General features: G+C 72.4%; 27 protein-coding genes. 14 read left to right on the top strand and 13 right to left on the bottom strand.

Features of this window, described 5'->3' with window-relative positions:
• Nucleotides 1–42 precede the first annotated feature (42 nt).
• Entirely contained in the window at nucleotides 43–531 is a 489-nt protein-coding gene (locus B0I33_RS23140) for an SRPBCC domain-containing protein (RefSeq protein ID WP_106180964.1), read from the bottom strand.
• 141 nt (nucleotides 532–672) lie between these two features.
• Here B0I33_RS23140 and B0I33_RS23135 point away from each other — a divergent pair, with 141 nt between their 5' ends.
• Complete coding sequence (locus B0I33_RS23135; RefSeq protein WP_106180963.1) at nucleotides 673–1,101, top strand: winged helix-turn-helix transcriptional regulator; 429 nt, start codon at nucleotides 673–675, stop codon at nucleotides 1,099–1,101.
• A gap of 120 nt (nucleotides 1,102–1,221) precedes the next feature.
• On the opposite strand, the gene B0I33_RS23130 is transcribed toward B0I33_RS23135, so the two are convergent.
• Entirely contained in the window at nucleotides 1,222–2,187 is a 966-nt protein-coding gene (locus tag B0I33_RS23130) for a helix-turn-helix transcriptional regulator (protein WP_106180962.1), read from the bottom strand.
• An 89-nt stretch (nucleotides 2,188–2,276) separates the two neighbouring features.
• Between B0I33_RS23130 and B0I33_RS23125 the strand changes: the two genes are divergently transcribed.
• The 4 genes from B0I33_RS23125 (at nucleotide 2,277) to B0I33_RS23110 (ending at nucleotide 5,079) form a co-directional block, all read left to right on the top strand.
• Nucleotides 2,277–2,693 carry a VOC family protein gene (locus B0I33_RS23125; RefSeq protein ID WP_106180961.1) on the top strand — a complete coding sequence of 139 codons (417 nt, stop codon included), beginning with the start codon at nucleotides 2,277–2,279 and terminating at the stop codon, nucleotides 2,691–2,693.
• Nucleotide 2,694: 1 nt separating this feature from the next.
• Nucleotides 2,695–3,282 (top strand): YdeI/OmpD-associated family protein, encoded by a 588-nt coding sequence (locus B0I33_RS23120; RefSeq protein ID WP_106180960.1) that lies wholly within the window; start codon nucleotides 2,695–2,697, stop codon nucleotides 3,280–3,282.
• Nucleotides 3,283–3,394: 112 nt separating this feature from the next.
• Nucleotides 3,395–4,072: a HEAT repeat domain-containing protein gene (locus tag B0I33_RS23115; protein WP_181193432.1), complete on the top strand. Its 678-nt coding sequence runs from the start codon at nucleotides 3,395–3,397 to the stop codon at nucleotides 4,070–4,072.
• Entirely contained in the window at nucleotides 4,066–5,079 is a 1,014-nt protein-coding gene (locus B0I33_RS23110) for a MerR family transcriptional regulator (protein ID WP_106180959.1), read from the top strand. Before B0I33_RS23115 ends, B0I33_RS23110 begins: the two co-directional genes overlap by 7 nt.
• A 141-nt stretch (nucleotides 5,080–5,220) precedes the next feature.
• Here B0I33_RS23110 and B0I33_RS23105 read toward each other — a convergent pair whose 3' ends face one another.
• The gene (locus B0I33_RS23105) at nucleotides 5,221–6,303 is read right to left on the bottom strand and encodes a coiled-coil domain-containing protein (RefSeq protein ID WP_245900959.1); all 1,083 of its coding nucleotides are present in this window, start codon (nucleotides 6,301–6,303) and stop codon (nucleotides 5,221–5,223) included.
• Between the two features lie 611 nt (nucleotides 6,304–6,914).
• Nucleotides 6,915–7,766, bottom strand: a complete 852-nt coding sequence (locus B0I33_RS23100; protein WP_106181152.1) for a class I SAM-dependent methyltransferase — start codon at nucleotides 7,764–7,766, stop codon at nucleotides 6,915–6,917.
• A gap of 245 nt (nucleotides 7,767–8,011) precedes the next feature.
• Here B0I33_RS23100 and B0I33_RS23095 point away from each other — a divergent pair, with 245 nt between their 5' ends.
• Nucleotides 8,012–8,593 carry an SRPBCC domain-containing protein gene (locus tag B0I33_RS23095; protein ID WP_219927247.1) on the top strand — a complete coding sequence of 194 codons (582 nt, stop codon included), beginning with the start codon at nucleotides 8,012–8,014 and terminating at the stop codon, nucleotides 8,591–8,593.
• A gap of 160 nt (nucleotides 8,594–8,753) precedes the next feature.
• On the opposite strand, the gene B0I33_RS23090 is transcribed toward B0I33_RS23095, so the two are convergent.
• From B0I33_RS23090 to B0I33_RS23080, 3 genes are read right to left on the bottom strand one after another with little or no spacing between them, the layout of a single operon-like run.
• A complete protein-coding gene (locus tag B0I33_RS23090; RefSeq protein ID WP_106180958.1) occupies nucleotides 8,754–9,080 on the bottom strand; it encodes a DUF1048 domain-containing protein in 327 nt (108 codons plus the stop codon).
• A gap of 1 nt (nucleotide 9,081) precedes the next feature.
• Nucleotides 9,082–9,438, bottom strand: coding sequence for a DUF1048 domain-containing protein (locus tag B0I33_RS23085; protein ID WP_106180957.1), 357 nt, complete (start codon nucleotides 9,436–9,438; stop codon nucleotides 9,082–9,084).
• Nucleotides 9,435–9,761, bottom strand: coding sequence for a PadR family transcriptional regulator (locus tag B0I33_RS23080; RefSeq protein WP_106181150.1), 327 nt, complete (start codon nucleotides 9,759–9,761; stop codon nucleotides 9,435–9,437). Before B0I33_RS23080 ends, B0I33_RS23085 begins: the two co-directional genes overlap by 4 nt.
• Nucleotides 9,762–9,991: 230 nt before the next feature.
• Between B0I33_RS23080 and B0I33_RS23075 the strand changes: the two genes are divergently transcribed.
• On the top strand, nucleotides 9,992–10,456 hold the full coding sequence (locus B0I33_RS23075; protein ID WP_106180956.1) for a 2'-5' RNA ligase family protein: 465 nt from the start codon (nucleotides 9,992–9,994) through the stop codon (nucleotides 10,454–10,456).
• 125 nt (nucleotides 10,457–10,581) lie between these two features.
• On the opposite strand, the gene B0I33_RS23070 is transcribed toward B0I33_RS23075, so the two are convergent.
• Together B0I33_RS23070 and B0I33_RS23065 are read right to left on the bottom strand one after the other, a co-directional pair.
• Nucleotides 10,582–11,187: a class I SAM-dependent methyltransferase gene (locus tag B0I33_RS23070; RefSeq protein WP_106180955.1), complete on the bottom strand. Its 606-nt coding sequence runs from the start codon at nucleotides 11,185–11,187 to the stop codon at nucleotides 10,582–10,584.
• 282 nt (nucleotides 11,188–11,469) lie between these two features.
• Nucleotides 11,470–12,051 carry a CGNR zinc finger domain-containing protein gene (locus B0I33_RS23065; protein WP_181193423.1) on the bottom strand — a complete coding sequence of 194 codons (582 nt, stop codon included), beginning with the start codon at nucleotides 12,049–12,051 and terminating at the stop codon, nucleotides 11,470–11,472.
• Between the two features lie 75 nt (nucleotides 12,052–12,126).
• Between B0I33_RS23065 and B0I33_RS23060 the strand changes: the two genes are divergently transcribed.
• A complete protein-coding gene (locus tag B0I33_RS23060) occupies nucleotides 12,127–12,819 on the top strand; it encodes a haloacid dehalogenase type II (RefSeq protein ID WP_106181148.1) in 693 nt (230 codons plus the stop codon).
• 40 nt (nucleotides 12,820–12,859) lie between these two features.
• On the top strand, nucleotides 12,860–13,237 hold the full coding sequence (locus tag B0I33_RS23055) for a VOC family protein (protein ID WP_106180954.1): 378 nt from the start codon (nucleotides 12,860–12,862) through the stop codon (nucleotides 13,235–13,237).
• 28 nt (nucleotides 13,238–13,265) lie between these two features.
• On the opposite strand, the gene B0I33_RS23050 is transcribed toward B0I33_RS23055, so the two are convergent.
• On the bottom strand, nucleotides 13,266–13,874 hold the full coding sequence (locus tag B0I33_RS23050) for a TetR/AcrR family transcriptional regulator (protein WP_106180953.1): 609 nt from the start codon (nucleotides 13,872–13,874) through the stop codon (nucleotides 13,266–13,268).
• A gap of 93 nt (nucleotides 13,875–13,967) precedes the next feature.
• Here B0I33_RS23050 and B0I33_RS23045 point away from each other — a divergent pair, with 93 nt between their 5' ends.
• Nucleotides 13,968–14,837, top strand: a complete 870-nt coding sequence (locus tag B0I33_RS23045; protein ID WP_106180952.1) for an alpha/beta fold hydrolase — start codon at nucleotides 13,968–13,970, stop codon at nucleotides 14,835–14,837.
• A 4-nt stretch (nucleotides 14,838–14,841) separates the two neighbouring features.
• On the opposite strand, the gene B0I33_RS23040 is transcribed toward B0I33_RS23045, so the two are convergent.
• Entirely contained in the window at nucleotides 14,842–16,848 is a 2,007-nt protein-coding gene (locus tag B0I33_RS23040) for an AfsR/SARP family transcriptional regulator (protein ID WP_106180951.1), read from the bottom strand.
• 118 nt (nucleotides 16,849–16,966) lie between these two features.
• Here B0I33_RS23040 and B0I33_RS23035 point away from each other — a divergent pair, with 118 nt between their 5' ends.
• Nucleotides 16,967–17,845, top strand: a complete 879-nt coding sequence (locus B0I33_RS23035) for an alpha/beta hydrolase (protein WP_106180950.1) — start codon at nucleotides 16,967–16,969, stop codon at nucleotides 17,843–17,845.
• A gap of 177 nt (nucleotides 17,846–18,022) precedes the next feature.
• A complete protein-coding gene (locus B0I33_RS23030) occupies nucleotides 18,023–19,249 on the top strand; it encodes an RNA polymerase sigma factor (RefSeq protein WP_106180949.1) in 1,227 nt (408 codons plus the stop codon).
• Here the strand turns inward: B0I33_RS23030 and B0I33_RS23025 are convergent.
• Nucleotides 19,234–20,511: an RNA polymerase sigma factor gene (locus B0I33_RS23025; RefSeq protein WP_245900958.1), complete on the bottom strand. Its 1,278-nt coding sequence runs from the start codon at nucleotides 20,509–20,511 to the stop codon at nucleotides 19,234–19,236. The genes B0I33_RS23030 and B0I33_RS23025 overlap by 16 nt on opposite strands.
• Before the next feature lie 74 nt (nucleotides 20,512–20,585).
• A complete protein-coding gene (locus B0I33_RS23020; protein WP_106180948.1) occupies nucleotides 20,586–21,005 on the bottom strand; it encodes a YciI family protein in 420 nt (139 codons plus the stop codon).
• A 372-nt stretch (nucleotides 21,006–21,377) separates the two neighbouring features.
• Between B0I33_RS23020 and B0I33_RS23015 the strand changes: the two genes are divergently transcribed.
• Both B0I33_RS23015 and B0I33_RS23010 read left to right on the top strand, forming a co-directional pair.
• A complete protein-coding gene (locus B0I33_RS23015) occupies nucleotides 21,378–22,337 on the top strand; it encodes a sugar phosphate isomerase/epimerase family protein (RefSeq protein ID WP_106180947.1) in 960 nt (319 codons plus the stop codon).
• An 80-nt stretch (nucleotides 22,338–22,417) separates the two neighbouring features.
• On the top strand, nucleotides 22,418–24,529 hold the full coding sequence (locus B0I33_RS23010) for a PQQ-dependent sugar dehydrogenase (RefSeq protein WP_106180946.1): 2,112 nt from the start codon (nucleotides 22,418–22,420) through the stop codon (nucleotides 24,527–24,529).
• Nucleotides 24,530–24,563 lie beyond the last annotated feature (34 nt).

The following is a 24,563-nucleotide window of genomic DNA, read 5'->3' as shown; positions in this document are numbered from 1 at the left end:
CGGCGATCTCCGTGGCGGAGGCGTTGCCCCCGGAACACACCTTCACCGCGCACGCTGATGCCGATGTCCGGGCCGCAGGGCCGCGTCGAGGGCGTTCAGCCGCAGTACGCTCGCGCCGCGCAGGTGCGCCAGGTCCGTACTGCCGTCCCCGCTGTACCTGACGAAGGTCACCTGTTCGGTCCAGCCGAGGCGGGTTCCGTCCCCCTCGGCGTCGAGCCGGACGGTGACCAGCGAGGTCCATCGCAGGTCGCCGTCCACGACGGCCTCGTAGCCGTAGACGATCCGGTGGACACCGGCGATGTCGATGTACCAGGACCGGTACTCCAACTGTTCGGGCGCCGTGTTCAGCCCGGTGAAGGTGCTGCGTGCCGTCTCACCACCGCCCACCTGGAAGTCGTGCTCGTACGAGGTTCCGTTTCCGGGAAGCCGGAACCATCGCCGCCTGACCCCGGTGTCGGCGAACGCCGCGTGGACCTCCTCCCGCGGCACCTCGAAGTGCCGCGCGATCGTGAACGTGTCGTGCCGGACCATGCCGTCCTCCCGCTGTCACGACCGCCAGTGGGCGGCCGCCCGTCAGTTACGATCAGTAAGAATCGTGTGTCCGGCCGATTTAGTCCGGCTCGTCCCTACGCACTTTGAAGTCAGCTGGTGACCGGGAAGGAACCGCGATCCGTGACAGGCAGCTATCTCGGCCATGAACTCGCGCGGCGTGGGGTCGCGCCGGACTGCGCCCAGACGATCGAGCTCGTCCGCGACGTGCTGGCGCGGGTGGGTGACAAGTGGACGCTACTGACCATCACGGTCCTGGCGTCCGGTCCGCTGCGCTTCACCGCGCTGCACGAGCAGGTCGCCGGTATCTCCCAGCGGATGCTCAGCCAGACGCTGCGCGCCCTCACCCGGGACGGACTGGTCACCAGGACCGCGTACCCGCAGGTGCCCCCGCGGGTCGAGTATGCCCTGACGCCCCTCGGCCACTCACTGAGCGAGGCCGTGGACGGACTCGTGCACTGGGTCCGTGACCATCAGAGCGACATCCTGCGCCACCGCGAGAATTTCGAGCGTGCGGACGACAGCAATGGTGCCGACGCTCATGGCGGGTGAACCCGGCCCGTGGAACGGCGATGACCCGCCTGGCTCCCGGGAAGTACGGCCGGAGACCGAGAAAGCGGGGCCAGACCGTGACCCTGCCGCGCCACCTCGCCGCGGCCGCGGAGCGGCTGGTCAGGACTCACCCGCGCGGTCGCCGGCGGAGTAGCGGCCGGTCAGCTCGGCGCCGAGGCGGGCGAGCTCGGCGCGGACCGACCGGGGCTCCTCCACCTCGACCAGCGCGCCCCACCCGGCCAGGTGGCGGGCGATGTCCAGCGGGGTCGGCGCGCCCAGGCGCACCCGTGCCCTGCCGTCGTCGTGCTCCCCGTCGTGGTGGCAGTGCCGCCCGAACTGGTCACGCAGCACGCCGAGGAACCGGACCGGCACGAGCACCGTCGCCCAGGTGCGGGAGCGCCGCTGCTCCACCTCCCCGACCACTTCGTCCCACGCGGCGGCCAGCGTGAAGTCGGCGGGCCGCTCGAACGTCCCGCCGGTCGCCTCGGCATGGCCGATCCGGTCGACGCGGAACGTGCGCCTGCCGCGCTCGGTACCGGCGATGAGGTACCAGATGTCGTCCTTGTCCACCAGACCCCAGGGGGCGACGACCCGCTCGGACCGTTGCCTGGCTCCGCTGACGTAGGTCAGGCGGAGTTCGCGCCGCCGGATCACCGCGTCCTGCAGCAGGTCGAGCGGTTCGGGCCGGTCCCGGTCGGGCTCGCCCCAGCGGGCTGGGTCGATCATCGTGGCGCCCGCGGCGGCCTCCGCGTCGGCCCGGAAGGTGCGCGGCAGCGCGCGCACCAGCTTGCGCAGTGCCGCCTTGGCCTCGCCGGAGACCGCCGCGGCCGGGCCGACCAGCAGGAACAGGGCCTGCGCCTCGGCGGCTGACAGGCCGCTGAGGTCGGTGCGGGCGCCGCCAAGCAGCGCCCAGCCGCCCCCTCTGCCGGGTTGCGGATAGACCGGCACGCCCGAGGTGGACAGTGCCTCCAGGTCGCGGCGCGCGGTGGCCACCGACACCTCCAGTTCGGTGGCCAGCTCGGCGGCGGTCACCCGTCCGCGTGCCTGCAGGAACAGCAGGGCGGCCACGAGCCGGTCAGCGCGCATACCGCAGTCTCCCGCACAAAGTGCTCAGGAGGTGAGCACTTTGCCCGCGAGCATGGTGGCGACACACCCCAGAGGAAGGAACCCCGCCCATGTTGCGAGGACTCACCACCGTCGTCTACGTCGCCGACGACATCGCGGCCGCCCGCGCCTGGTACATCGACCTGCTCGGAGCCGAGCCGTACTTCGCCCGCCCGGTCGAAGGCCCGCCCGCCTACCTCGAGTTCCGGATCGGCGACTACCAGCACGAGCTCGGCCTCGTCGACAGCCGGTTCGCCCCGCACGCCCGGCCGGAGCAGGCGGCGGGCGCGATCGTCTACTGGGCCGTGGACGACGTCGACGCCGCTTTCCGGCGGTTGCTCGACCTGGGCGCCACCGTGCACGAGAAGCCCGTCGAGCGCGGACCGGGGTTCGTCACCGCCTCGGTGGTCGACCCGTTCGGCAACATCCTCGGTGTCATGTACAACGCCCACTACCTGGACGTGCTCGCCTCGAACCGGGGAATCTGAGATGAACGTCCTGGTTGCGAACTCGGTTGCCGAGTGGCGGGCCTGGCTCGCCCGCCACTCGGCAACCGAGCGGGAGGTCTGGCTGGTCCTGCGGCACCAGAACAGCGGCACCCCGGGCCTGCGGTACCCCGAGGCGATCGAGCACGCGCTCTGCTTCGGCTGGATCGACGGCCTGCACCGCAGGCGCGACGCGACCAGCTCGCAGCTGCGGTTCTCCCCGCGCACCCCGCGCAGCAGCTGGAGCCGGGTGAACCGGGAGCGTGCGGTGAGGATGGCCGAGCTCGGCCTGATGACCGAAGCCGGGCAGGCCGTGGTGGAGCTGGCCAAGGCCAACGGGACCTGGGAGGTCGTGCCCGGCGCGGAGGCCGGGGCCGTTCCCGCCGACCTCGGCGCCCTGCTCGACCGCGATGCCGCCGCCCGCAGGCACTTCGACGCCTTCCCGCCGTCGTCGAGGCGGCTCATCCTCGAATGGATCGCCGCCGCCAAACGGCCGGAGACGCGCCAGCGCCGGATCGCCAGGACGGCCGAGCTCGCGGCCCGGAACGTCCGGGCCAACCATCCCGGCGTCCGGATGCGCGACCCCGGTTGACCGGCGGAATCAGCCGATCGGGCACGGATTGATCGGCGAAGGATGTCTACCGGGCCGCGCACTTGACATTGACACGGTGCCAAGGTCTTCACTGCGTGCAGGAGGTGATCTCATCAACCCGACTCACGAGAACCCGCAGGACACCCGCCTGCGCGACGCGTTGCGCGCCGGAAGCTCGTCGACGCGTCTCGAGGCGGCTCTGGCGATCGGCACGCGAGCCGACCCCGCCTTCGTCGACGCACTCGTGGCGCGGTGCGCGATCGAGCCGGACTTCTTCGTACGCGACATGCTCACGTGGGCGCTGACCCGGTTCCCGGCGGAGACCACGGTGCCCAGACTCCTCCAGGAGCTTCGTTCCGAGCGCGCTCAGGCACGAAGCCAGGCGTTGCACACGCTGTCCAAGATCGGAGACCGCGGCGCGTGGCCCGCGATCACGCGGTCGCTGCTGCATGACGCCGACGACGAGGTCGCGCGCAGCGCGTGGCGGGCTGCCGTCGTGCTCGTGCCCGAGGGCGAGAATCGGGAGCTGGCCGAGGACCTGGCCGCGCAGCTCGGTCGCGGGGACCGGGATCTGCAACGGAGTCTCAGCCGGGCTCTGGTCGCGCTCGGCGACGTGAGCGAGCCCGCTCTGCGGACGGGACTGGCCAGTGACGACCCGGCGGTGCGTGCGCATGCCCGGGCCACGGAGATCCTCCTCCGCGACCCGGACGCCGATTTCGACGCGGCCGTCGACGAGGCGAAACGGATCGTCGCGCTCGGCCCGGAAACCGCGAAGGGAACACGGTGCTGATCGGCGAGGTGGCCCGCCGCTCCGGGGTGAGTGCCCGGATGCTCCGGCATTACGACTCCCTCGGGCTGGTGCGACCGACGGGCCGCACCGTCGGTGGCTACCGCGAGTACTCGGCGGAGGACGTCCGGCGGATCTTCCACGTGGAAGGTCTGCGGTCCCTGGGACTGTCGCTGCGGCAGATCGGGCGCGCTCTGCGGGACCCCGCCTTCGCGCCGTCCACACTGGTCGGTGACCTCATCCGGCGGACCGAAGACCGGCTGGAGCGGGAGCGGGAACTGCTCGAGCGGCTCCGCACGATCGACGCCTCGGCGCCCTCCGGCTGGCCGGACGTGCTGCGCATCGTCGAGCTCCTGCACGGGCTCGGCTCGCCCAGCGCCGCACGCAGGCAGCAGGCCCTCCTGGCCCCGGCCGAGGACGTGCCGGTTCCCACCGAGCTGCTGGCCAGGGCGGTCCTCGCCGAGTCCGATCCGAACGTCGCGGGCGCCCTGCGGTGGGCGCTCGCGCGGGCGGGTGATGACGGTGTGCCGAGCGTGGCGTCCGGGGTGTACGCGGAGGACGTCGACATCCGGCGGCGTGCGGTCCTGGCGATCGCCGAGCTGCCCGGTGACGAGGCGACCGCGGTGCTCGGGGACGCACTCGGCGACTCCGACCCGACAGTCCGCAGGCATGCCGCGCTCGCAGTGGGCAGGCGTGGCGTGACCGCGGCCGAGCCGGCACTCGTCGAGATGGTGGTCGAGGGGGTGAACGACGTCGAGGCGGCCGAGGTCCTGGGCGAGCTGTCCCGGGACCCCGAGCGCGCGGAACGGATCATGAACGCACTCGCCGGCGAGCTCGCCGCGCACCCCGCGGACTCCGCGGTGCGGATACGCCTGACCCAGGCACTCGTCGAGATGCCGACGGCACTGGCCCAGGACGCCCTGCGGCAGCTGGCCCACGACGACGACCGGGCGGTCGCCCTCATCGCCGCGGCCCTCGCGGGAGCGCTCGAGGGACGATCCCGCGACTGAACCGGGGCACGCGACCTGGACGGCCGTCAGCGGAACTGGGCCCGGATGACCTCGCCCGCATCGCATCCGCGGGACGCCCCGACTCTCCGTCGGCTGCCACCCCGTGCCGACGCCTCGGCGCGGGGTGGATGGCGCGGGGAGTCAGCCGGACGACGCGTGGCCCTCGCTTCCCTCGCCCGTCCCGGCGGCCTGCTGGGCTTCGCGTTCGGCGAGCAGCCGGTCGACCCGCGCGTGTGCCTGGTCGAGCTCACCCCGCAGGGCGCTCACCTGCGTCCGGGCCTCGGCCAGCGCCGCGTCGGCGTTGCTCGCCCGGGTCTCGGCGACCTGCCGCGCCGCGCGCTCGGTGGCCAGTTCCTCGCGGACCCGTTCCAGTTCGGCCCGGAGCGCGGCGGTCTCCTCCCTGGCCTGCCCGGTCTCGCGGCGCGCGTGGTCGAGCGAGGTCTCGGTGGCGGCCACCCGGGCGGTCGCGGCGTCGAGGCGCTCCGTGGCGAGTGTGTGCGCCGCGCGCAGATCCCGCAGCTCCTCCTGGGCCGCCTGGAGGCGATCGGCCAGGTCGGCCCTGGCCGCGCGGGCGTGCTCCTCCTGTTCCCGCGCCGCCCTGAGCTGCTGGGCGAGCTCGTCCCTGGCCTGCGCCGCCGTCGCGGCCGCCGACTCCGCCGCTCCCCTGGCCCGCTCATGTTGCGCGACCTTCGCCCACGCGTCGCGCTGGATCTGCTCCGCCTCGGCCAGCGCCCGCTGCGCCGCCTTCTCCGCCTCCGTCCGCGCGTCCCGGTCGTCCCTGGCCTTGGCCAGCGCCCGGTCCCGCGCCCGCTCCGCCTGCTCCGCCCTGCGGACCGCCTCCTCGGCCTCGGTCCGGGCCGACAGCGCCTGCTGCTCGGACTGCCGCACGTGGGCGATCGCCGCGTTCTCCGCCTCGCCCAGCCGCTCGTCCATCGACCGCAGCGCCTCCCGCAGTGGCTCCACCGCGGGCGCGAAGGCCTCCACGGTCCGGCGCAGTTCCACGAGCGGATCCACCACCGCCGCCGTCTGCGCGGCGCGCCGGGCGCGGGAGGCGGCGTCCGCGTGAGCCTTGCAGCAGTACGACGACGGTCGCCCGCCCTTGCGCCGTCCGTGCTCGTCGACCGCGGGGGGTGGCAACGGGTTGTCGCATCCGTCCAGGGCGCAGCGCGCCTCCCCCAGCTCGTCCACCTGCGGTTCCACCTCGCTGACCTGCTCTTCCGTCACCCCTACAGTTTCGCGCACGCGTTAGTGAAACTGGTTTAGCGACACGCAATACTGTGAAACCAGATGAGAGAAACATACCGTGATAATGCCCCTTATCACGGTGTACGGGATCGGGATGCCGAGGAGACCGCGGCCGGATGCTCGCCGGAGGGCTCCGGGAGCCGATAACGACGCGTGGCCGCGGAGCAGGTCCGGCGGAACGGGCCGGAGCGGGCTTTTTGCGCTGGGGATCTCTGGGCACCGGCGAGGTGGTGGCGGCGACCGTCCCGCGGTCCGCGGGAGCAGGAACCGGAAGGCCCGCCGAACGCGGAGTCCGTGGCGGAGGGCCGCGCGCTACCGAGGTCTGGCGGGACTCCGGGAATGCCGGAGTTGAGCCGCTGGACCGGCTCTTACCAGCGCGGGCGATGGAGCACGTCGCGCGTACCCGGCCTCGGCGACAGTGGGGCCGGGTACGCGCGTTCGCTCTCGATGTCGACGGAGCCGGCCCTCGCGGGACCGGTCGCCGTGCGTACCCGCCACACCGCCCCGACCGGCACGTGGGCTGCCGGGACCGCTGGTCAGCCGCCTCGCCACACGTTCACGGCGACCGGGACCCGGCGTCACCGGGCTGTTCAGGCTCGGCGTGCGTGGATAAGCCAGTGTGCCGCGCCGTACAGCACGCCTCGGTCGGTGAGGTGGTCGGCGATGTCGGCCTTGAGGGCGTCGAGGGCGCGGACTCGGGATTCGTCGTCGAGCTGGCCAAAGGCCGAGGCGAAGTGGCTGGCGATGAAATGGAACGCGTCGTCGACATCCCGGCCGTAGTACATGGGCGCGGTGAGGCCTGTCATCTCGACGTCCACGAAGCCTGCTCCCCGCAGCAGCTGGCGTACTCGGTCCGGGTCGCTCAACGAGAATGGCGTCGGAGCCTCGGGTGGTGGCGGTGGGAGTTCACGGCCGCCGGACGCGATGGTGCGGAACGTGCTGATGCCCTCATTGCGGTCGAGCGCCTGCCAGGTCAGCTGCACGAATCGGCCACCCGGCCGGATGGCGCGCGCGATGTTGGCGAAGGCCGCCTGCCGATCCCCGAAGAACATCGTGCCGTGCCGACTCACGGCGACGTCGAAGCGCGCCGCACCGAAGTCATGGACCTGCGCATCCGCTTGGACGAACATCGCGTTGGTCAACTGGTCCTTCGCGGCCAGTGTGCGCGCGAGAGCCAGCAGCGTCGACGACAGGTCGACGCCCAGCGCCGAGCCTTCGCGGGCGATGCGCGCCGCATCGCGGGTGACCTGACCACTGCCGCATCCGATGTCCAGTACCACCGAGTCCGGCCGAATACCGGCCGCTCGCAACAGCGTGTCGTGGTAGCCGGCCATGCCCTGGTCGAAGCGTTCGGCCCGCTCAGTCCAGAAGGCTCCACTGGCACCGTCCCAGGAGCGGAGCTGATCGGCGTTGGACGAGTCGACGGCCGGCGTGTGAGTCACAGTCTCCCCCTCCGCGTCGGCCGCGTAGCTTACCTGGCCATCCGCAGACAATGGTCAGCTCGAACGCATGCTCCGGGCACGTTCGACTGCCGTGGGCACCGTGCCTGCCCCCGGTACTGGACGGCGGGCGACATCGAGGTGTCCGGCCAAGCCGGGCCTACGCGACGGGATTCGCCCCGGTGTTCCGTTGCCCGACGGGCGATGCCGGTTGATATGCAAGTCAGCACTTGCCTATTGTCGGCCCCGTGATCGACGTGCACGAGGCGATCGCCGACCGCGCGGCCGCGAAAGGACACCACCACATGACCGAGACCACGGCTTACGGAACCCTGGAGACGATCGACGGGCGCCCCGCGTTGCGTTTCGAGCTCCCGCTCGCCCACCCGATCGAACGCGTGTGGCAGGCGGTCAGCGTGCCAGCGGAGCTGGAGCGCTTCTTTCCCGGTGCGGCCGACTGGACCCCGGCGAAGGGCGAGACCATCGACCTCGGCGGTGCGACCCTCGACGTGACCGAGGTCGAGGCACCGCATCGCCTGGCGTGGACGTTTGCCGGCCAGCCGCAGAGCTTCGAGCTGTTCGCCGCGGACGGCGGCTGCCGGCTGGTCTTCACGCACGTCATCGACGACCTTCCGGCAGCGCAGACCGCCACCGGCTGGGAGATCTACCTCTCGCGACTCGAGCCTCATCTCGCCGGTGAGCACCTCTCCGAGGAGGAGGCGCACAAACCGTGGAGGGAGATCCACGAACGCTACGCCGAGCGCTTCGGCGTCGACCCGGAGCCGGGACGGCGCTGGGCAGCGGAGAACCTGCCCGCCGGTCAAGGCTGAGCACGGCCAACGCGGACGCCGTGACCAGAGTCCTCGTCGACGACCAGGTCGCGGCACTGAAGGTCCGCGGTGAGGTGCTCGGTGCCGGTGCAGAAACCGGGGCCCTGCAGGCGGCGAGCGGTGCCGACGCACCGGAGCCGGTACCTCGGCTCGGCGGATGTCAATTCCCGGCCGTGCCGGTTTCCTGGCTGAGGGACTCCTGATAGATGTCCGCGTAGGTGCGCGAGTCCTTGATCAGGTCGTCGCAGAAGGCAGCGACGTCCTTGCCGATGAGTTCCAGGACTCCCTTGCCGGTCGCGGCGCCCTCCTCGAAGAAGTCGACGATTCCGGAGAGCGGCTGCCCGTCAGACAGATCGACCGGTCCGACCTTGAACAGGTATTTCTGCATCTCCCGGTAGACGACCTGGTAGTCCGGTGGAAGCGCCTTGACCCGCGCCATGTGTGCCCGCCACTGCTTCTTTCCTTCGATGATGTCCTGAATGCCCACGTCAGCCTCCCAGCCGGCCCAGTTTCCGTGCGACGTTCCTGTTCAACTGCGCGCGCCACCGGTCGCGATAGCTACGAGCCCCCTCCCCGCCGGCCAGCGCCGCGCAGAAGCCCGCGATGTCGTCACCCAGCACCTCGTCAACGCTCTGCCCGTCGGCCGCAGTCTCCTCGAGCAGTCCCAGGGCACCGTCGAGAACCGGCATCAGGTTGCGGCCCGTGAACCCCGAGTAAGGCGACAGATGCGCCTTGACCTGTCCCCACGCCGCCCGATAGTCGGCGGGCAACGCCTCGGCCCTGGCCTCGAACGCCTCCCATTCCCTGGTGAGATCACTACCCGTGATGGTCTCCCAGAAGTTCATCTCCCGCCCTCCTTGAGCTTGTCGATTCGCGATGAGAGGTACTCCCATTTCGCCCAGAACCTGCCGAGTTCCTCGCGCCCCGCGTCGTTGAGCGCGTAGAACTTGCGCGGCGGACCCTGCCCGGACGGTCGTTTCGTCACCTCGACCAGACCGTTCTTCTCCAGTCGCAGCAGGATGGTGTAGACCGTTCCCTCGAGGACGTCGTCGAAGCCGAGTTCGTTCAACCGGCGCGTGATGGCATACCCGTAGGTCTGCTCACTGCCGATGATCTCCAGCACGCAGCCCTCAAGCGTGCCCTTCAACATCTCTCTCAGGCCATCCATCCACAGGTCCCCTTCGCCCACTCGGTACTACGTAGTAACGAGTACCGCTACACGTTATCACAGAGTAGTGGAGGTGCGGACCTGCGGCAGAGCGATGCGGGGACTGCCGCTCCCCCGCTTCGCGCGCGTGAGCGGGCTCCGGCACCCGAACGCGGAACACTGGAGACGGCACTGCCCAGAGCGATCCCAGGGAGGCCGCCATCACGGACCGTACGACCGCGATCCTCGCGTTGCTGCCCGACGCCGAACCGCTGCTCGACCACGTCCGCCGCTGCGCACCCGAACTGGTGCGACCACTGCCGGCCCACGTGTCCCTGCTCTACCCCGGTCCCGACCCGGACCCGGACGTACTCGCCGAGCTGCGCGGCCTCGGCGACGACCTGTCCGGCGAGGTCGAGCTGCGCGACCTGCTGCTCGGCGACGACGGGTTCCTCGGCATCGCCGTGCCCGAACTGGACCCCGCGGCCACGTGGCTCCGCCGCCAGTATCCGCGGCAACTGCCCTACCACGGGAGGTTCGGCGCGAACCCGCCTGCACACCTCACCCTCACCCTCGGCGCCGGGGCCGCCCAGGTGCGCCAGGTGCAGCGGGCCATCGCCGACGCCCTGCCCAGCCGCAGCCGCCTGCGCGGCCCCTACCTCGTGGAACGCACGGACGACGGTTGGCGGCCGGTCGAGGAGCCGCCGGGCGGCTGAGACGAGGGACTGTGGGACGTCTGGCGGAACAGGTCGGTGTTCGTGCTGTGCCGCACGCTGCCGGCCTCCTGCGCCGGGCGCGCCCGGGGCAGCGGTGACGATCCGCCACGGCCCGGCGCGCCGGTTCACCGCAGGCGGCGCGCCCGCAGCACGGTGTCGTGGGTGTGGTGCGTGCCCGCGGGAGCGGGGGCCGTGCGCGGGCGGGTCTCGTCGACCAGGACGGTCCAGTCGTCCGCGAGGAGCTTGGCGATGTCCGCCGGCTGGTAGTAGTCGGCAGGGGCCACCCCGTTCTCCAGGCGCGGGGGCAGGTCGGTGAGGTCGTGCCCGACGAAGAGCAGGGTGCCGCCGGGTGCGACGGCGTCCAGCAGGCCGTGCAGCGCCGCGTGGTCCGGCCGGCGCGGGAGCGGGAAGTACTGGACGGACACCAGGTCGAACGCACCGGCCGGGGGTGCGGAGGTGGTCACGTCCGCCTGGACCCACGCCACGCGGCCCGCGATGTCCTCGTCCGCCGCGGCGGCGGCGCGCTCCAGGGCGACCCGGGAGACGTCGATGGCGGTGACCTGCCAGCCCCGCCGGGCCAGCCACAGCGCGTCGGCGCCTTCACCGCATCCCACGTCCAGGGCCTGTCCGGGCGGCAGGCCGGTGACCTCGGCGACGAGCACCCCGTTGGGTGCGCCGCTGAACAGCCGGTCGCGGCTCCGATACCGTTCGTCCCAGAACTGAGCGTCCATATTCCTCACCGTCGCGAGTCGTCGAGTCGGATGATCACTTCGGTCGCCAACCTGCCGCAGCGCGCGCACGTTGGCAACCTTCGTTGCCGAAACCGCAAATCAGCGGCCGTGGTGCACGCGGCGGAACGGCCGGGTGTGACCTGGCGCCGCACCGGACGTGCGGACCTGTGTCCAGTCCTGGTCATGGGTCCGCAGGTGCCGTCGGTCGTGGCGGCGGTTCAGGGGTGGGCCTGCACCGCGCGGGATTGGTGAAAGTCGGCTCCGGCCGACCTGCCCGATCCGTCATGCCGGGCCACCGGGATGGGCGAGGCCGTCGCCGCGGTCCCGCCGCCCCGACCGCCGGCGGGCCCGGTAGGCCGCGGCCTTGACCCGGTTGCCGCACTGGTCCATTCCGCACCAGGTGCGCCGGGCTCCGCGGGAGCGGTCGAGGTAGATGCGCGTGCATCCGGCGCGACCGCATTCCTTGAGGCAGGCGTGGGGGTCGGCGAGCACGGCCATCGCGCTCCGCGCGAGGTGCGAGAGCACCGCGCGGAGGTCTCCCGACATCCGCAGGCCCCCGTCGCCCAGCTCGATCGTGAGCACCGGCCCGGCGGCCGCGGCGTTGACGATCGCGAGGCTGCCCGGATCGAACCGCCGGCCGAGCACGCGGTCGAGCGCGAGCCGGTAGATCGCCTCGCGCAGGGCCAGCGCGGACTCGAACGTCGCGGGGTCCGCGGTGACCCGGTCGGGCAACTCGCCGCACCGGGCCACCCACCGCTCGAGGTCCCCGGGTGTGGCCAGCAGGTCGACCGGCTCGTCCCGGCGCGACCCCACCGTGGCGGCGAGGTCGAGGGCGGGGTTGCCGCTCACGAAGGCGAACTCCACGTCACCATCTTGACCGGTGACGGCCGCTGGGGCAAGATCCGTCACCAGTTGAACAGGTGACACGTGGAGGGTGGCATGGCGGGAACCCGAGACATCGAGGTCGTCGTCTTCGACGTCCTCGGCACCCTGGTCGACGAGCCCGGCGGGCTCCGGGCGGCGATACGCGACGCGCTGCCCGCGTCCGCCACCGCGCCCGTCGACGAGCTCGTGACCGTGTGGCAGGAGCACGTCGCGCGCGAACAGCGGCGCATCGGCCGGGGGCAGCGCGCGTTCGTGCCCAGCGACGTCCTCGACGCCGAGGCCGCGCAGCAGGTGGCCGGCCACGCCGGACTCACCGATCCGGCCGCGACAGCCCGGCTGGCCACCGCGAGCCGGCGCCTGCCCGCCTGGCGCGACTCGGCCGTCGGCCTCGACCTGCTCGCGCGGCGGTGGCCCGTGGTGGGACTGTCCAACGCGAGCCGTACCACGCTCCTGCGGCTCGGCGCGCATGCCGGGCTCCGCTGGCACCAGGCGCTGTCCGCCGACGCCGTCCTGACCTACAAACCGGCGCCGGAGGTCTACCAGCTCGCCCTCGACACTGCCGGGTGCCCGCCGGAACGCGTGCTCATGGTGGCCGCCCACGCGTGGGACCTCCGCGCCGCCCAGGCGGCGGGCATGCGGACCGCCTACGTCCGGCGGGCGGCCGGGGACCCGCCGGAGGGCTCCGATCTCTTCGACTGGCGGTGCGACGGACTCGACGAGCTGGTCACCGCGTTGTCGGCGGGGTAGCCGACCGAAACTGTCGGGGGCACCGGGCAGAGTCCCGGGCATGACCGACTTCGCCACGCACACCCACCACGCACCCGACTACGTCGAGCTCGCGGTCACCGACTTCGCCGCCGCCAAGGCGTTCTACGGCAGCGCCTTCGGCTGGACGTTCACCGACTACGGCGACGGCCTGGCCTACGTCGGCTTCCGCGGCAGGGGCGACGCAGCCCACGAGGCGGGCGGGTTCCGCCGCACCGACCACGTCACCACCGGCGGGCCGCTCGTGCTCCTCTACTCGGCCGACCTGGACGCGAGTGTGCGTGCCGTCCGCGCGGCGGGCGGCATGGTGGTCCAGGAACCGTTCGCCTTCCCCGGTGGGCGCCGCTTTCACTTCCGCGACCCCAGTGGCAACGAGCTGGGCGTGTGGACGGCCGCGTGACCGGCCCACCGCCCGGCGCGGGGCGGGCCTACCGGGCCAGCAGGCCGTGGGCCACCACGTCGGTCGCGGTGTGCAGGAGCTCCCGCAGCTCGGCCTCCGTGCGGCGCAGCCGGTCCGGCCGCCAGCCGAGGCTGATCACGCCGTTCCACGAGGCCCAGAGGATCGTGGCCGTCCGTTCCGGGTCGACCGCCCGCAGCGTGCCGTTCGCCGTCCCGGCGCGCAGTGCCTCGACCAGCCGCCGGTTCTGCTGGTCGACCGAATGCGCCAGTCGGTCGGCGAGGTCCCGTCCGGCCGCGTACTGGCCCGGTGCGTGGGGGAAGGCCAGCATCCGGAAGTAGTCCGGGTGGGCGAGGTAGAACTCCAGGTACTCGTCCGCGGCGGCGTAGAGCTGCTCGACGGGCGACCGGCCGGCCGTGTACGCCCGGTCCATGTGGTCGCGATCGGCCCCGAGCGCGCACTCCACCACGGCGGCGTGCAGTCCCGCCTTCGAACCGAAGTGGTTGTAGATCGAGCCGACCGCGACGCCCGCCTTCGTCGCGATCTCCTCCACCGTGGTGTCGTCCACGCCGCGCACGGCGAAGATCTCCTCGGCCGCGCGCAGCAGGGCGTCGATCGTGCGCTGCTTCCGGGGGTCCATGGCCGCCAATCTTGCCGTCGTTGCGACAGTGCCGTGCACCCGCTACCGTACCGATAGTTCTTGCAATGGTTACAAGAACTACGGAGGTGAAGCATGAACGACTGGCGAGACCCCCGGCTCGGGGAACCGCGTGCGGTGCGGCTGCCGTCCGGCACCGTGCGCTTCCACGAGCGTGGCGAAGGCCCGGTGCTCGTGTTCGCACACGGCTACCTGGTCAACGCCAACCTGTGGCGCAAGGTCGTTCCCCGGCTGGCGGCGCGCTTCCGGTGCGTCACCCCCGACCTTCCGCTGGGCTCCCATGCCGTCCCGGTGCACCGCGACGCGGATCTGTCGCCGCCCGGCATCGCGCGGCTCATCGCCGACCTGCTGCGCGAGCTCGACCTGCACGACGTGACCCTGGTGGGCAACGACTCCGGCAGCGCCTACAGCCAGCTCGTCGCGGCGCACCACCCCGAGCGGATCGGCAGGCTGGTCCTGTCCTCCGGCGAGACGCCCGAGGACACCTGGCCGCCCACCCCGGGTGGCTTCAGCCTGCTCAAGGCGACCGCGGCGCACCCGCTGAGCTACCGCGCGCTCTACCAGGTGCTCCGCTGGCCGCGCAGCTGGCGCTGGTACAACACCTACGGCTGGCTGGCCAAGTACCCGATCGACGCCGCCACGATGAACAGCTACGTGCGGCCCGTGCTGGACCGCCGGGACATCCGGTTCGACGGGCGCAAGGCCATCGGAGCGGTGTCGGCCCGCTTCGTCCAGGACGCCGCGCGGCACCTCACCCGGCACCGGCCCGTTCCGGTCCGGATGATCTGGGCCGCGGAGGACCGCGTCTTCCCGCTCGACCACGCGGAACGGTACGCCCGCGACCTCGGCGCGAAGCTGGACACGATCGAGGACTCCTACACCTACGTCACCGAGGACCAGCCGGACGCCGCGGCGGAGCTCATCACCGCCTGCGCGACCGGGTGAACCGCTACCGGGCGCGGCCGCCGAGCACGTCGTCGAGCCGTGCCAGATGCTCGGCCACCGGGCCCACCGTGAGCAGGCCGCTGCCCGCCCCGGCCAGCTCCCCCGCCGCCGGGCGGAGCGCGTCGGCGGCGCGCTCAGCGGCCCGCCGGTCGCCGAGCGCGACAGCCGCCCGCCCCGCCAGGCACCACAGCGCCTCCTGCAGCAGGTCCGGCGGCGGATCCGGGACCTCCCGCAGCGCGGCGGCCGCGTCCGCGCGCCGGTCCCGGGCCAGCAGCACCAGCGGGCGGGCCCATGGTGCGTACGGTCCCCAGCCGACGTCCCCGGTGGGCGCGGGCCGCCCGCGCCGCACCCGCGCGCACAGTAACGCCAGCGGCAGCAGGCCGTCCGCGAGCCCGGGCATGCCGGCGCCGTCCAGCAGGCGAGCGGCGTCGCGGTACGCGGCCTCCACCTCGGCGGCCCGCGCGGTTCCGGCCGCGTCGAGCCGCAGGGCGGAGTACCACCGCGTGAACACGTCGACCAGCGGCAGGTCATGCCTTCGGGCGAGCTGGTCGGCGGCCTCCGCGTGGCCGTCGGCGCCGGTGAAGTCCGCCAGCGCGGCGCGGGCCTGCAACCGCACCAGATGTCCGAGCACCTCGTACGTGACGAGCCCGTGCCGCGTGGACACGGCGATCAGCTCGGCTCCGACACCGTCCCGCCGGGCAGCCAGGCCGGCGCGGTGACAGCTCTGCATGAAGACACCGTTGAGCGCGAACGCCAGCAGTGCCGGATCGTCCAGCCTGCGGGCGATCTCCTCAGCCAGCCGGGCGGCCTCGCCACCCCGGGGCGCGCGGGTGCCGCGCGACTCCACCGCGATCGTCGCCAGCAGCCGGGCGCGCACGGCGTCGTGCCGCCCCGGCGCCAGCGCGGGCAGCACCCGCTCGGCCGCGGCGACCACGCGCGCCGCCTCCCCCGGGTCGTCCACCCGCATCCAGATCGCCGGGACGTCGTAGGCGCCGATCACCCGTGCCGTCAGCTCGGAGTCTCCCAGCTCCTCGGCCGCCGCGACGGCCGCGACCCGGTGCCGCCGGGCGGTCAGCAGGCCGCCACCGCCGGTCACCGCCAGCGTGCGCAACAGGTCCATCGTGGACTCCAGCCGTGCGCGCGCGCCGGACGACACCGTCCGGTCGTAGGCGGCCGCCGCCTCGGCCCACACCCGGCCGACCGCGTCCTCCGGCCCGCGCTCCAGGTGCTCGGCGTGCGCGAGGATGTCCGCTTCCAGGTCCCGCAGCCGGGGACCGGGGTCGACACCCAGCTGGTCGGCCAGCAGGCTCCGGGCCCTGCGGAGCACGGCGAGCGCGTCGCCCTGGCGGCCGGTGCGGTACAGCGCCAGCGCCAGCAACCGCCACGCCTCCTCCCGCCAGGGATGTTCGGCGACATGCGCATCCAGGTCGGCCGCCACCTCGGCGGCGTGGCCGAGGGCCAGCCGGGCCTCGGCCAGCAGTTCGACCGCATGCAGGCGCAGCTCCGCGAGCCGCGCCCGGTCCGCGCGGGCCCACGGTTCGTCGGCGACGTCCGCGTAGGCGGTGCCGCGCCACCAGCCCAGTGCCTCCTCCAGCCGGGCGGCGACCGCCGCCCGCGGCAACGCCGACGACACCGGCGACACCGACGACGCCGACGACGCCGACGACTCGGTCACGACTCGCTCGAAGCGCCAGGCGTCCACGGTGTCCGGGTCGGCCCGCAACGCGTACCCGGGGCCTTCGGTGACCAGCAGCCGGGCGGGGGCGCGGCGCGGACGGTCGGGTTCCAGCGCACGGCGCAGCGCGGCCACGAACGTGCGGACCGCGCCCACCGCGTCCGGCGGCGGGTCCGGCCAGAGGTCGTCCACCAGCCGCGTGACGGGAACGACCCGGCCGCGCGCGAGGAGCAGGCGGGCGAGCACCGCCCGGTGCCGGGGGCCGCGCAGGTCCAGCCGCGTCCCGGCGCCGTCGCGTGCCACCACGGGCCCGAGCACCTCGAACGTGACCCGCACGCGTCCGCCCTCCCGACGAGATCCCGCGTCACGGTAGCGCGCTCATCCGCTGCTCATTCACGCCCGGCACGCTGACGGCGCCGATACGGGTTCTCACCTCCCACGAAAGGGCGCCACCATGACACCTGTCCTCGCCGGCTTCGACCACCAGCGCGTGCCCGTCGCCGACGGCGTGTCGCTGCACGCCGCGGTCGGCGGCACCGGAACGCCGATCGTGCTGCTGCACGGCTTTCCCCAGACCCACCTGATGTGGCGGCATGTCGCGGCCGACCTCGCCGCCGACCACACCGTGATCTGCCCGGACCTGCGCGGCTACGGCGCCAGCGACAAGCCCGCCGAGACCGACGGCACCCGCTACGCCAAGCGCACGATGGCAGCCGACGTCGTCGCGCTCGCCCGCGCGCTGGGGCATGACCGGTTCGCGCTCGCGGGCCACGACCGGGGCGCGCTGGTCGCGTTCCGCGCGGGGCTCGACCACCCGGACGCGATCACCCACCTGGCGTGCCTGGACGTGCTGCCCACGCTGGACATGTGGGACGTCCTGCACGGGGTCGGCGCCGCCGTCGGGTTCCACCTCTACCTGATGGCCCAGCCGCCCGGCCTGCCCGAACGCATGATCTCGGCGAGCGCCGACGAGTTCTTCGCCTACTTCCTCGACAGCTGGACGCGGGATCCGGAGGCGATCCCCGCCGACGTGCGCGCCGCCTACCTCGACGCCTGCCGCTCCGCCGTGCCGTCGATCGTGGCCGACTACCGTGCCTCCGCCGGGATCGACGTCGAGCACGATCGCGCCGACCGCGCCGCGGGCGAGCGGCTGCGGATGCCGGTGTCGGTGCTCCAGCAGGACTGGGGCGCGGCCCTCGGCTTCGACGCCGCGGCCCGCTGGCGGGCGTGGGCGCCCGACCTGCACCACGACACCGTCACGTGCGGCCACTTCATGGCCGAGGAGGGTCCCGCCGACATCGCCAAGGCGCTGCGCGCACTGCTGGCCCGGTGACGCCCGGCGGCTCGGGAGCGGCAAACGTGGTGAGAACGACGTTTCCCCCTCACCAGCTCGGTGCGCCGCCGTGCCGGGGACAGCCGGTTCCGGCCGTCCGGCCGTACGCTGTCGATCCGAGGGCTCGCCGTTCGTGTGAGGGGTGAGCGGACAGCAGCGTGAGCGGAGGGAGCGGGAATGGCGCCGGCGGCCACACCGGCGGAGATCGGCCAGGTCTTCCGGGCGGAGCACGGCCGTGCCGTGGCTTCCCTGATCCGGGCGTTCGGTGACATCGACCTCGCCGAGGAGATGGTGCAGGAGGCGTTCACCGAGGCCGTCCGGCGGTGGCCTGCCGAGGGGCTGCCGCCGAGCCCGGCCGGATGGATCATCACCACGGCCCGCAACCGCGCGATCGACCGCCTGCGCCGCGAGGCGTCCCGCGCCGACCGGCACGCCGAGGCTCAGCTGCTGCACGCCCCCACCGAACCGGCCGAGGAGGGACCCGTGCGGGACGACCGACTGCGCCTCATCTTCACCTGCTGCCACCCCGCGCTCGCCACACCCGCGCAGGTGGCGCTCACTCTGCGCCTGCTGGGCGGGCTCACCACGGTGGAGATCGCGCGGGCGTTCCTGGTGCCGGAGCCGACCATGGCGCAGCGGCTGGTGCGGGCGAAGAACAAGATCCGGGACGCGCGCATCCCGTACCGGGTGCCGAGGGACGCCGACCTGCCCGGCCGCCTCAGGGCCGTGCTCGCCGTCGTCTACCTCGTCTTCACCGAGGGGCACACGGCGACCTCGGGCGACGCGCTCGTCCGCGACGACCTGTGCGCGGAGGCGATCCGGCTCGGCAGGCTGCTGGCCGAGCTCATGCCCGACGAGCCCGAGGTGCGGGGTCTGCTGGCGCTGATGCTGCTGACCGAGGCGCGGCGGTCCGCCCGCACCACGCCGGAGGGCGACCCGGTGCTGCTGGCCGACCAGGACCGCGCCCGCTGGGACCGCGACCTCATCGCGGAGGGCCAGGCCCTGGTCCGGCAATGCCTGCGGCGCGACCAGCCGGGGCCGTACCAGATCCAGGCCGCGATCAACGCCGTCCACAGCGAGGCCGCGACCGTGCAGGACACCGACTGGTCGCAGATCGTCCGGCTCTACGACCAGCTCGCCGTGCTGGCTCCCAGCCCCATCGTGTCGCTGCACCGGGCCGTGGCGGTGGCCGAGGTCGAGGGACCGGCCGCCGCGCTCGGACTCGTCGACGAACTCGGGTCGCGGCTGGAGCGGCACCACCTGTTCCACGCCGTGCGCGCCGATCTGCTGCACCGGCTCGGCCGGGACCGCGAGGCCAGGGACGCCTACGACGCCGCGCTCGCCCGCACCGACAACGAGGCCGAGCGGGCGCTGCTGCGGCGGAAACGTCAGCCGGTCGGCTGACCGGCTCGCTCGGCACAGGCCCGCGCCCGCTCCAGGAGCAGGTTCCGCTCGCGCGCGTTGCGGGTGAGCTCGGCGGCGCGTTCGAACTCCGCGCGCGCCTCGGCGTCCCGGCCCAGCTTCCGCAGCAGGTCGCCACGGACGCTGGGCAGCAGGTGGTAACCCCGCAGGGCGGGATCGCCGACCAGCTCGTCCACCAGCTCCAGCCCGGCCGCGGGGCCGAACGCCATCGACAGCGCCACCGCCCGGTTCAGCTCGACCACCGGGGACGGCATCCGCTGTGCCAGGGCGGTGTAGAGCGCGGCGATCCGGACCCAGTCGGTGTCCTCCTGGCGGCGAGCGCGGGCGTGGCAGGCCGCGATCGCGGCCTGCAGCGTGTACGGGCCGGGGGTGTCGGTCAGGCTCTCGGCGCGGTCCAGCGCCGCGAGTCCCCTGCGGATCAGCAGCTGATCCCAGCGCGCCCGGTCCTGGTCGAGCAGCAGGACCGGCTCCCCCTCGGGGCCGGTCCGGGCACGGATGCGCGAGGCCTGGATCTCCAGCAGCGCGACGAGCCCGTGCACCTCGGGCTCGTGGGGTGCCAGCCGGGCGAGCATGCGGGCGAGCCGCATCGCGTCGGCGCACAGCTCGGGCCGTGTCCAGTGCTCGCCGGTGGTCGCGGAGTAGCCCTCGTTGAAGATCAGGTAGATGACCTCGAGGACCGAGGAGAGGCGTTCGGTCAGTTCCGCTCCGGCGGGCACCTCGAAGGGCACCTTCTTCTTCGTCAGCGTCCGCTTGGCCCGCACGATGCGCTGCGCGACCGTCGCCTCCGGCACGAGGAACGCGCGGGCGATCTCGTCGGTGGTCAGCCCGCCCAGCAGGCGCAGTGTCAGCGCGACCCTGGCCTCCGTCGACAGCACGGGGTGGCAGGAGGTGAACACCAGCCGCAGCAGGTCGTCCTGGATCTCCTCCACGTCGTCGGGGCCGGCCGCGACCTGCCGGGTCTCCAAATCGCGGCCGATCTCCTCGACCTTGCGCTCCAGCCGGTCCTGCCTGCGGATCTGGTCGATCGCGCGCCGCTTGCCGACGGCCATGAGCCAGGCGCCCGGGTTGTCCGGGACACCCGAGTCCGGCCACTGCTCCAGCGCCGACACGAGCGCGTCCTGCGCCAGCTCCTCCGCGAGCCCCACGTCGTGCACCATGCGGGCCAGGCCGGCGACGAGCCGGGCGGACTCGATGCGCCACACCGCGTCGATCGTGCGGTGGATGTCCGGAGCAACGGTCGTCACAACCGCCCATCAGAGCAGCTGACACCGTCCTCGGCAAGCGACGCGCGCGTATCCCACCCCGCGCATGACGGCCCTCAGTCGCGCTGCTCGGCGATCCGCTCGCGGAGCCGCTGCTCGTGCTCCCTGATCTCCGGCGTGGCGGCCTCGCCGAAGTCCTCGGTCTCGAAGACCTTGCGCACCTCGATCTCGCCCTCCTGGAAGGGCACCCGGCGCGCCCATTCGATCGCCTCGTCGCGCGACTTCACATCGATGACCCAGTACCCGGCGATGAGTTCCTTGGCCTCGGTGAACGGTCCGTCGGTCACCGAGGGGCGCCCGCCGGAGAAGGTGACCCGCGCGCCCGCGGAGCTGGGCTGCAGGCCGTCCCCGGCCAGCATGATGCCCGCGTTCACCAGTTCCTCGTTGAACCTGCCCATCTCGGCCAGCTCCTGCTCGGTGGGCATGACGCCCGCCTCGGTCTCCTCGTTCGCCTTGACGATCAGCATGAACCTCATGTCGGAGTCCTTTCCGTGTCCCTGCGGACGGGGCCCTCGCCGCGTCCTGCCCACGCGTCGAACGAGCATGCCCCGGATCGACACCCCCGCGACAGGTTTTTCCGACTTCATCGCCGTCGTCCGGAGCCCCCGTGCTGTTCTGCCGTTTGTCGGCTCGAATGCGATCACTGAGCGCATCCTTCAGTTCATAGGACACAGACCTATGTTGACCGTAATCAAAAGTGCGCTTACTGTTCCGTGCCATGCGAAAAGGTGCGGGCACCCGCCGGTCTGCGGAGGCGTTCCGGTGCCCGCGCACTCGCGGCCCTGTCCGGGAGGTCACGCCGGGCTGTCGAAGCTCAGGCGATCCCGATCGAGAGAGGTAGGAGTCCCATGTGTTACGGATTCGACGGTGAGTCCGCGCTCGGCCAGTCACTCGCGGAACGGGGGCTCAGCCGCCGGTCGATGCTCCGGGGAGCGATGGCGGGCATGGCCGGTGCGGCGCTGGTGGGGGCCGGCCTCGGCGGGACGGCCGCGCAGGCCACGACCCGCGTGACCGGGAGGCGCCGCGTTCCACCGGGGTTGATCAGCATCCAGCTGTGGACCGTGCGGGACGCGCTGCGGGGATCGCCCGGCTTCGACGAGACCCTGCGTCGTATCGCCGCGCTCGGCTACCCCAAGGTGGAGCAGGCGCTCGGCTACTTCGGCCGCACCGCCGGTGAGCTGCGGGCCTTCTATGACGAGCTCGGCATCTCCGCGACGTCGAGCCACGACGGCATCAGCGGCAGCCAGGCCCAGCTCGAGACCAAGGTGGCGAACGCCGTCACCCTCGGCCAGTCCTTCATGGTCGTGCCGTACCTGAACTCCTCGAACGGCGACGACTGGAAGCGCTGGGCCGAGGCGATGAACCGGGAGGCCGAGGTCGCCCGCTCGGCCGGTATCCGCTACGGCTACCACAACCACGCCCACGAGTTCACCATCGATCTCGGCAACGGCAAGACGCCGTGGGACGTGCTGACGTCCGAACTGGACCCGCGGCTGGTGCACCTCGAGATCGACCTGTACTGGGCGGTGCGGGGCGGCATCGAGAGCGGTGACGGCGCCGAGGACCCGGAGGGCTTCACCATCGACGTCATCCGGTGCGCGCCCCAGCGGGTCCTGCAGTACCACGTCAAGGACCGCCACGCCGACACCGGCGACATGGCCGACCTCGGCACCGGCATGATCGACTTCCGCCGGATCTTCCGCGCCCACTCGGTGCTCGAGTACATCGTCGAGAACGACACCCCCGACGTCACCCCGCTGCAGACCGCCGAGGTCGGCTACCGCTACCTCCGCGGCCTGCGCTTCTGAGGACGGAGCCGAACGGCCCCACAACCCCGGACGAACCCTCCCCTCCCCCAACGGAATACAGACAAGAGAGGTAGGTGACCATGCGAGCATCACGCATGGTGGCCGTGGTCGCCGCCGCGGGCGCGGCCCTGGCCGTGGCACCAGCGGCATCGACGGCCGAACCAGAGCCGCCCGCCGACTCGGCGTTCCAGAAGGTGACCCTCAACGACACCCCGGGCGAGCCCATCGACCTCGCCGTCCTGCCCGATACCCGCGTCCTGCACACCACGCGCGGCGGCGAGCTGTGGTTGCACGACCCCGACACCGGACTCAACACCCTCGCTGCGGAGCTGGACGTCTACAGCCACGACGAGGAAGGGCTGCAGAGCGTCGCCGTCGACCCCGGCTTCAACGGCAAGAGCAACCGGTGGGTGTACCTCTACTACGCCCCGCCGATGGACACCCCGGTCGACGATCCGTCCACACCCGACATCAACGAGGGTGACGCCCCGGCCACCGGCACCCCGGCCGACTTCGCGAAGTTCGAGGGCGTGCAGCGGCTTTCCCGATTCCAGCTCGTCGGTAACAAGCTCGACCTCTCCACCGAGCAGCAGATCCTCGAGGTGAAGGAAGACCGCGGTATCTGCTGCCACGTCGGTGGGGACATCGCCTTCGACGGCGAGGGCAACCTGTACCTGTCCACCGGCGACGACACCAACCCGTTCTCCTCCGACGGTTACGCCCCGATCGACGAGCGGGAGAACCGCAACCCCGCCTACGACGCGCAGCGCACCTCGGCGAACACGAACGACCTGCGCGGCAAGGTCCTGCGCATCCACGTGGAGAAGGACGGCTCCTACACGATCCCCGAGGGCAACCTGTTCGAGCCGGGTACCCCGAAAACCCGCCCCGAGATCTACCTGATGGGGCTGCGCAACCCGTTCCGGATCGAGGTCAACGGCAACGGTGACCTCTACGTCGCCGACTACTCGCCGGACGCCAGGTCGGCGAGCCCGCAGCGCGGGCCCGCCGGGCACGGAAAGTGGTTCGTCGCCACCGAAGCGGGCAACCACGGCTGGCCATACTGCGTCACGCCGGACATGCCGTACGTCGACTACGACTTCGCCACCCAGCAGTCCGGTGCGCCGTTCGACTGCGCCAACCCGGTCAACGAGTCGCCGCACAACACCGGCCTGACCGAGCTGCCGCCGGTCGAGCAGCCCGACGTATGGTACAGCTACGGCCAGTCCGAGCGGTTCCCCGAGCTCGGCACCGGCGGCATCGGGCCGATGGCCGGGCCCGCGTACGACTACGACGCGCGGGACACCCGGGGCCGCGCCCCCGTCGCGTGGCCGGAGTACTACGACGGTATGCCGCTGTTCTACGAATGGACCCGCGACTACATCAAGGGTTTCCGGCTCGACGCGTCCGGGCAGCTCGCGTCCATCGAGGACGTCGTGCCGTCGATCCCGGTGTCCGGCGCGATCGACATGGAGTTCGGTCCCGACGGCGCGCTCTACGTCCTCGAGTACGGCAGGGGCTACTTCCGTGAGCTGCCGGAGGCGCAGGTCGCCCGTATCGACTACATCGGGCCGGGTGGCAACCACACGCCGACCCCGAAGGCGTCGGCCGACGTGACGAACGGGCAGGCGCCACTGACCGTCGCCTTCTCGAGCGAGGGCACGGAGGACGCCGACGGTGACCGTCTGCGGTACGCATGGGACTTCGACTCCGACGGCACCGTGGACTCGCGGCAGCCGAACGCCACGCACACCTACACGGAGAACGGTGTCTACACCGCGACCCTGCAGGTGACCGACGTCGGCGGCAAGCATCGCGGCCGCTCGGCCTCGGCCGAGGTCGAGATCGTGGTCGGCAACACCGCCCCGGTGGTGGAGCTGGTCAAGCCGGTCGATGGGCAGACCTTCAGCTTCGGCGACGTGGTCGAGTTCGAGGTGGAGGTGACCGACGACCAGCCGGTCGACTGCTCGCGGGTCGAGGTGACCTACGCACTCGGCCACAACGACCACGCCCACGCGCAGACGACGGCAGTCGGCTGCACCGGGTCCATCGAGACCACGGACCCGTCCGGCCACGACCCCGAACACGACGACCTGCGCGGCGTGTTCACCGCGACCTACACCGATCCGGGCGCCGAGGGCGTGCCCGCGCTGTCCGGTAGGGACCAGGTCGTGCTGCAGCCGGTCCACTGATCACCTCCGGTTGACGTGACCGTGGTGCCCCGTG

It is taken from the genome of Prauserella shujinwangii (genome assembly GCF_003001955.1).
In the GTDB taxonomy this organism is placed as follows: Bacteria; Actinomycetota; Actinomycetes; order Mycobacteriales; family Pseudonocardiaceae; genus Qaidamihabitans; species Qaidamihabitans shujinwangii.
Note: the sequence above shows the minus strand (reverse complement) of the source record. Positions and strands in the feature narration are given on the sequence as shown.

Coding starts and splice junctions, on each gene's coding strand:
- B0I33_RS23080 (WP_106181150.1), bottom strand. CDS start 9,761: ATGGATGGCCTGAGAGAGATGTTGAAGGGCACGCTTGAGGGCTGCGTG.
- B0I33_RS23055 (WP_106180954.1), top strand. CDS start 12,860: ATGACCGACTTCGCCACGCACACCCACCACGCACCCGACTACGTCGAG.
- B0I33_RS23060 (WP_106181148.1), top strand. CDS start 12,127: ATGGCGGGAACCCGAGACATCGAGGTCGTCGTCTTCGACGTCCTCGGC.
- B0I33_RS23140 (WP_106180964.1), bottom strand. CDS start 531: ATGGTCCGGCACGACACGTTCACGATCGCGCGGCACTTCGAGGTGCCG.
- B0I33_RS23035 (WP_106180950.1), top strand. CDS start 16,967: ATGACACCTGTCCTCGCCGGCTTCGACCACCAGCGCGTGCCCGTCGCC.
- B0I33_RS23050 (WP_106180953.1), bottom strand. CDS start 13,874: ATGGACCCCCGGAAGCAGCGCACGATCGACGCCCTGCTGCGCGCGGCC.
- B0I33_RS23120 (WP_106180960.1), top strand. CDS start 2,695: ATGAACGTCCTGGTTGCGAACTCGGTTGCCGAGTGGCGGGCCTGGCTC.
- B0I33_RS23045 (WP_106180952.1), top strand. CDS start 13,968: ATGAACGACTGGCGAGACCCCCGGCTCGGGGAACCGCGTGCGGTGCGG.
- B0I33_RS23125 (WP_106180961.1), top strand. CDS start 2,277: ATGTTGCGAGGACTCACCACCGTCGTCTACGTCGCCGACGACATCGCG.
- B0I33_RS23015 (WP_106180947.1), top strand. CDS start 21,378: ATGTGTTACGGATTCGACGGTGAGTCCGCGCTCGGCCAGTCACTCGCG.
- B0I33_RS23130 (WP_106180962.1), bottom strand. CDS start 2,187: ATGCGCGCTGACCGGCTCGTGGCCGCCCTGCTGTTCCTGCAGGCACGC.
- B0I33_RS23030 (WP_106180949.1), top strand. CDS start 18,023: ATGGCGCCGGCGGCCACACCGGCGGAGATCGGCCAGGTCTTCCGGGCG.
- B0I33_RS23020 (WP_106180948.1), bottom strand. CDS start 21,005: ATGAGGTTCATGCTGATCGTCAAGGCGAACGAGGAGACCGAGGCGGGC.
- B0I33_RS23070 (WP_106180955.1), bottom strand. CDS start 11,187: ATGGACGCTCAGTTCTGGGACGAACGGTATCGGAGCCGCGACCGGCTG.
- B0I33_RS23085 (WP_106180957.1), bottom strand. CDS start 9,438: ATGAACTTCTGGGAGACCATCACGGGTAGTGATCTCACCAGGGAATGG.
- B0I33_RS23010 (WP_106180946.1), top strand. CDS start 22,418: ATGCGAGCATCACGCATGGTGGCCGTGGTCGCCGCCGCGGGCGCGGCC.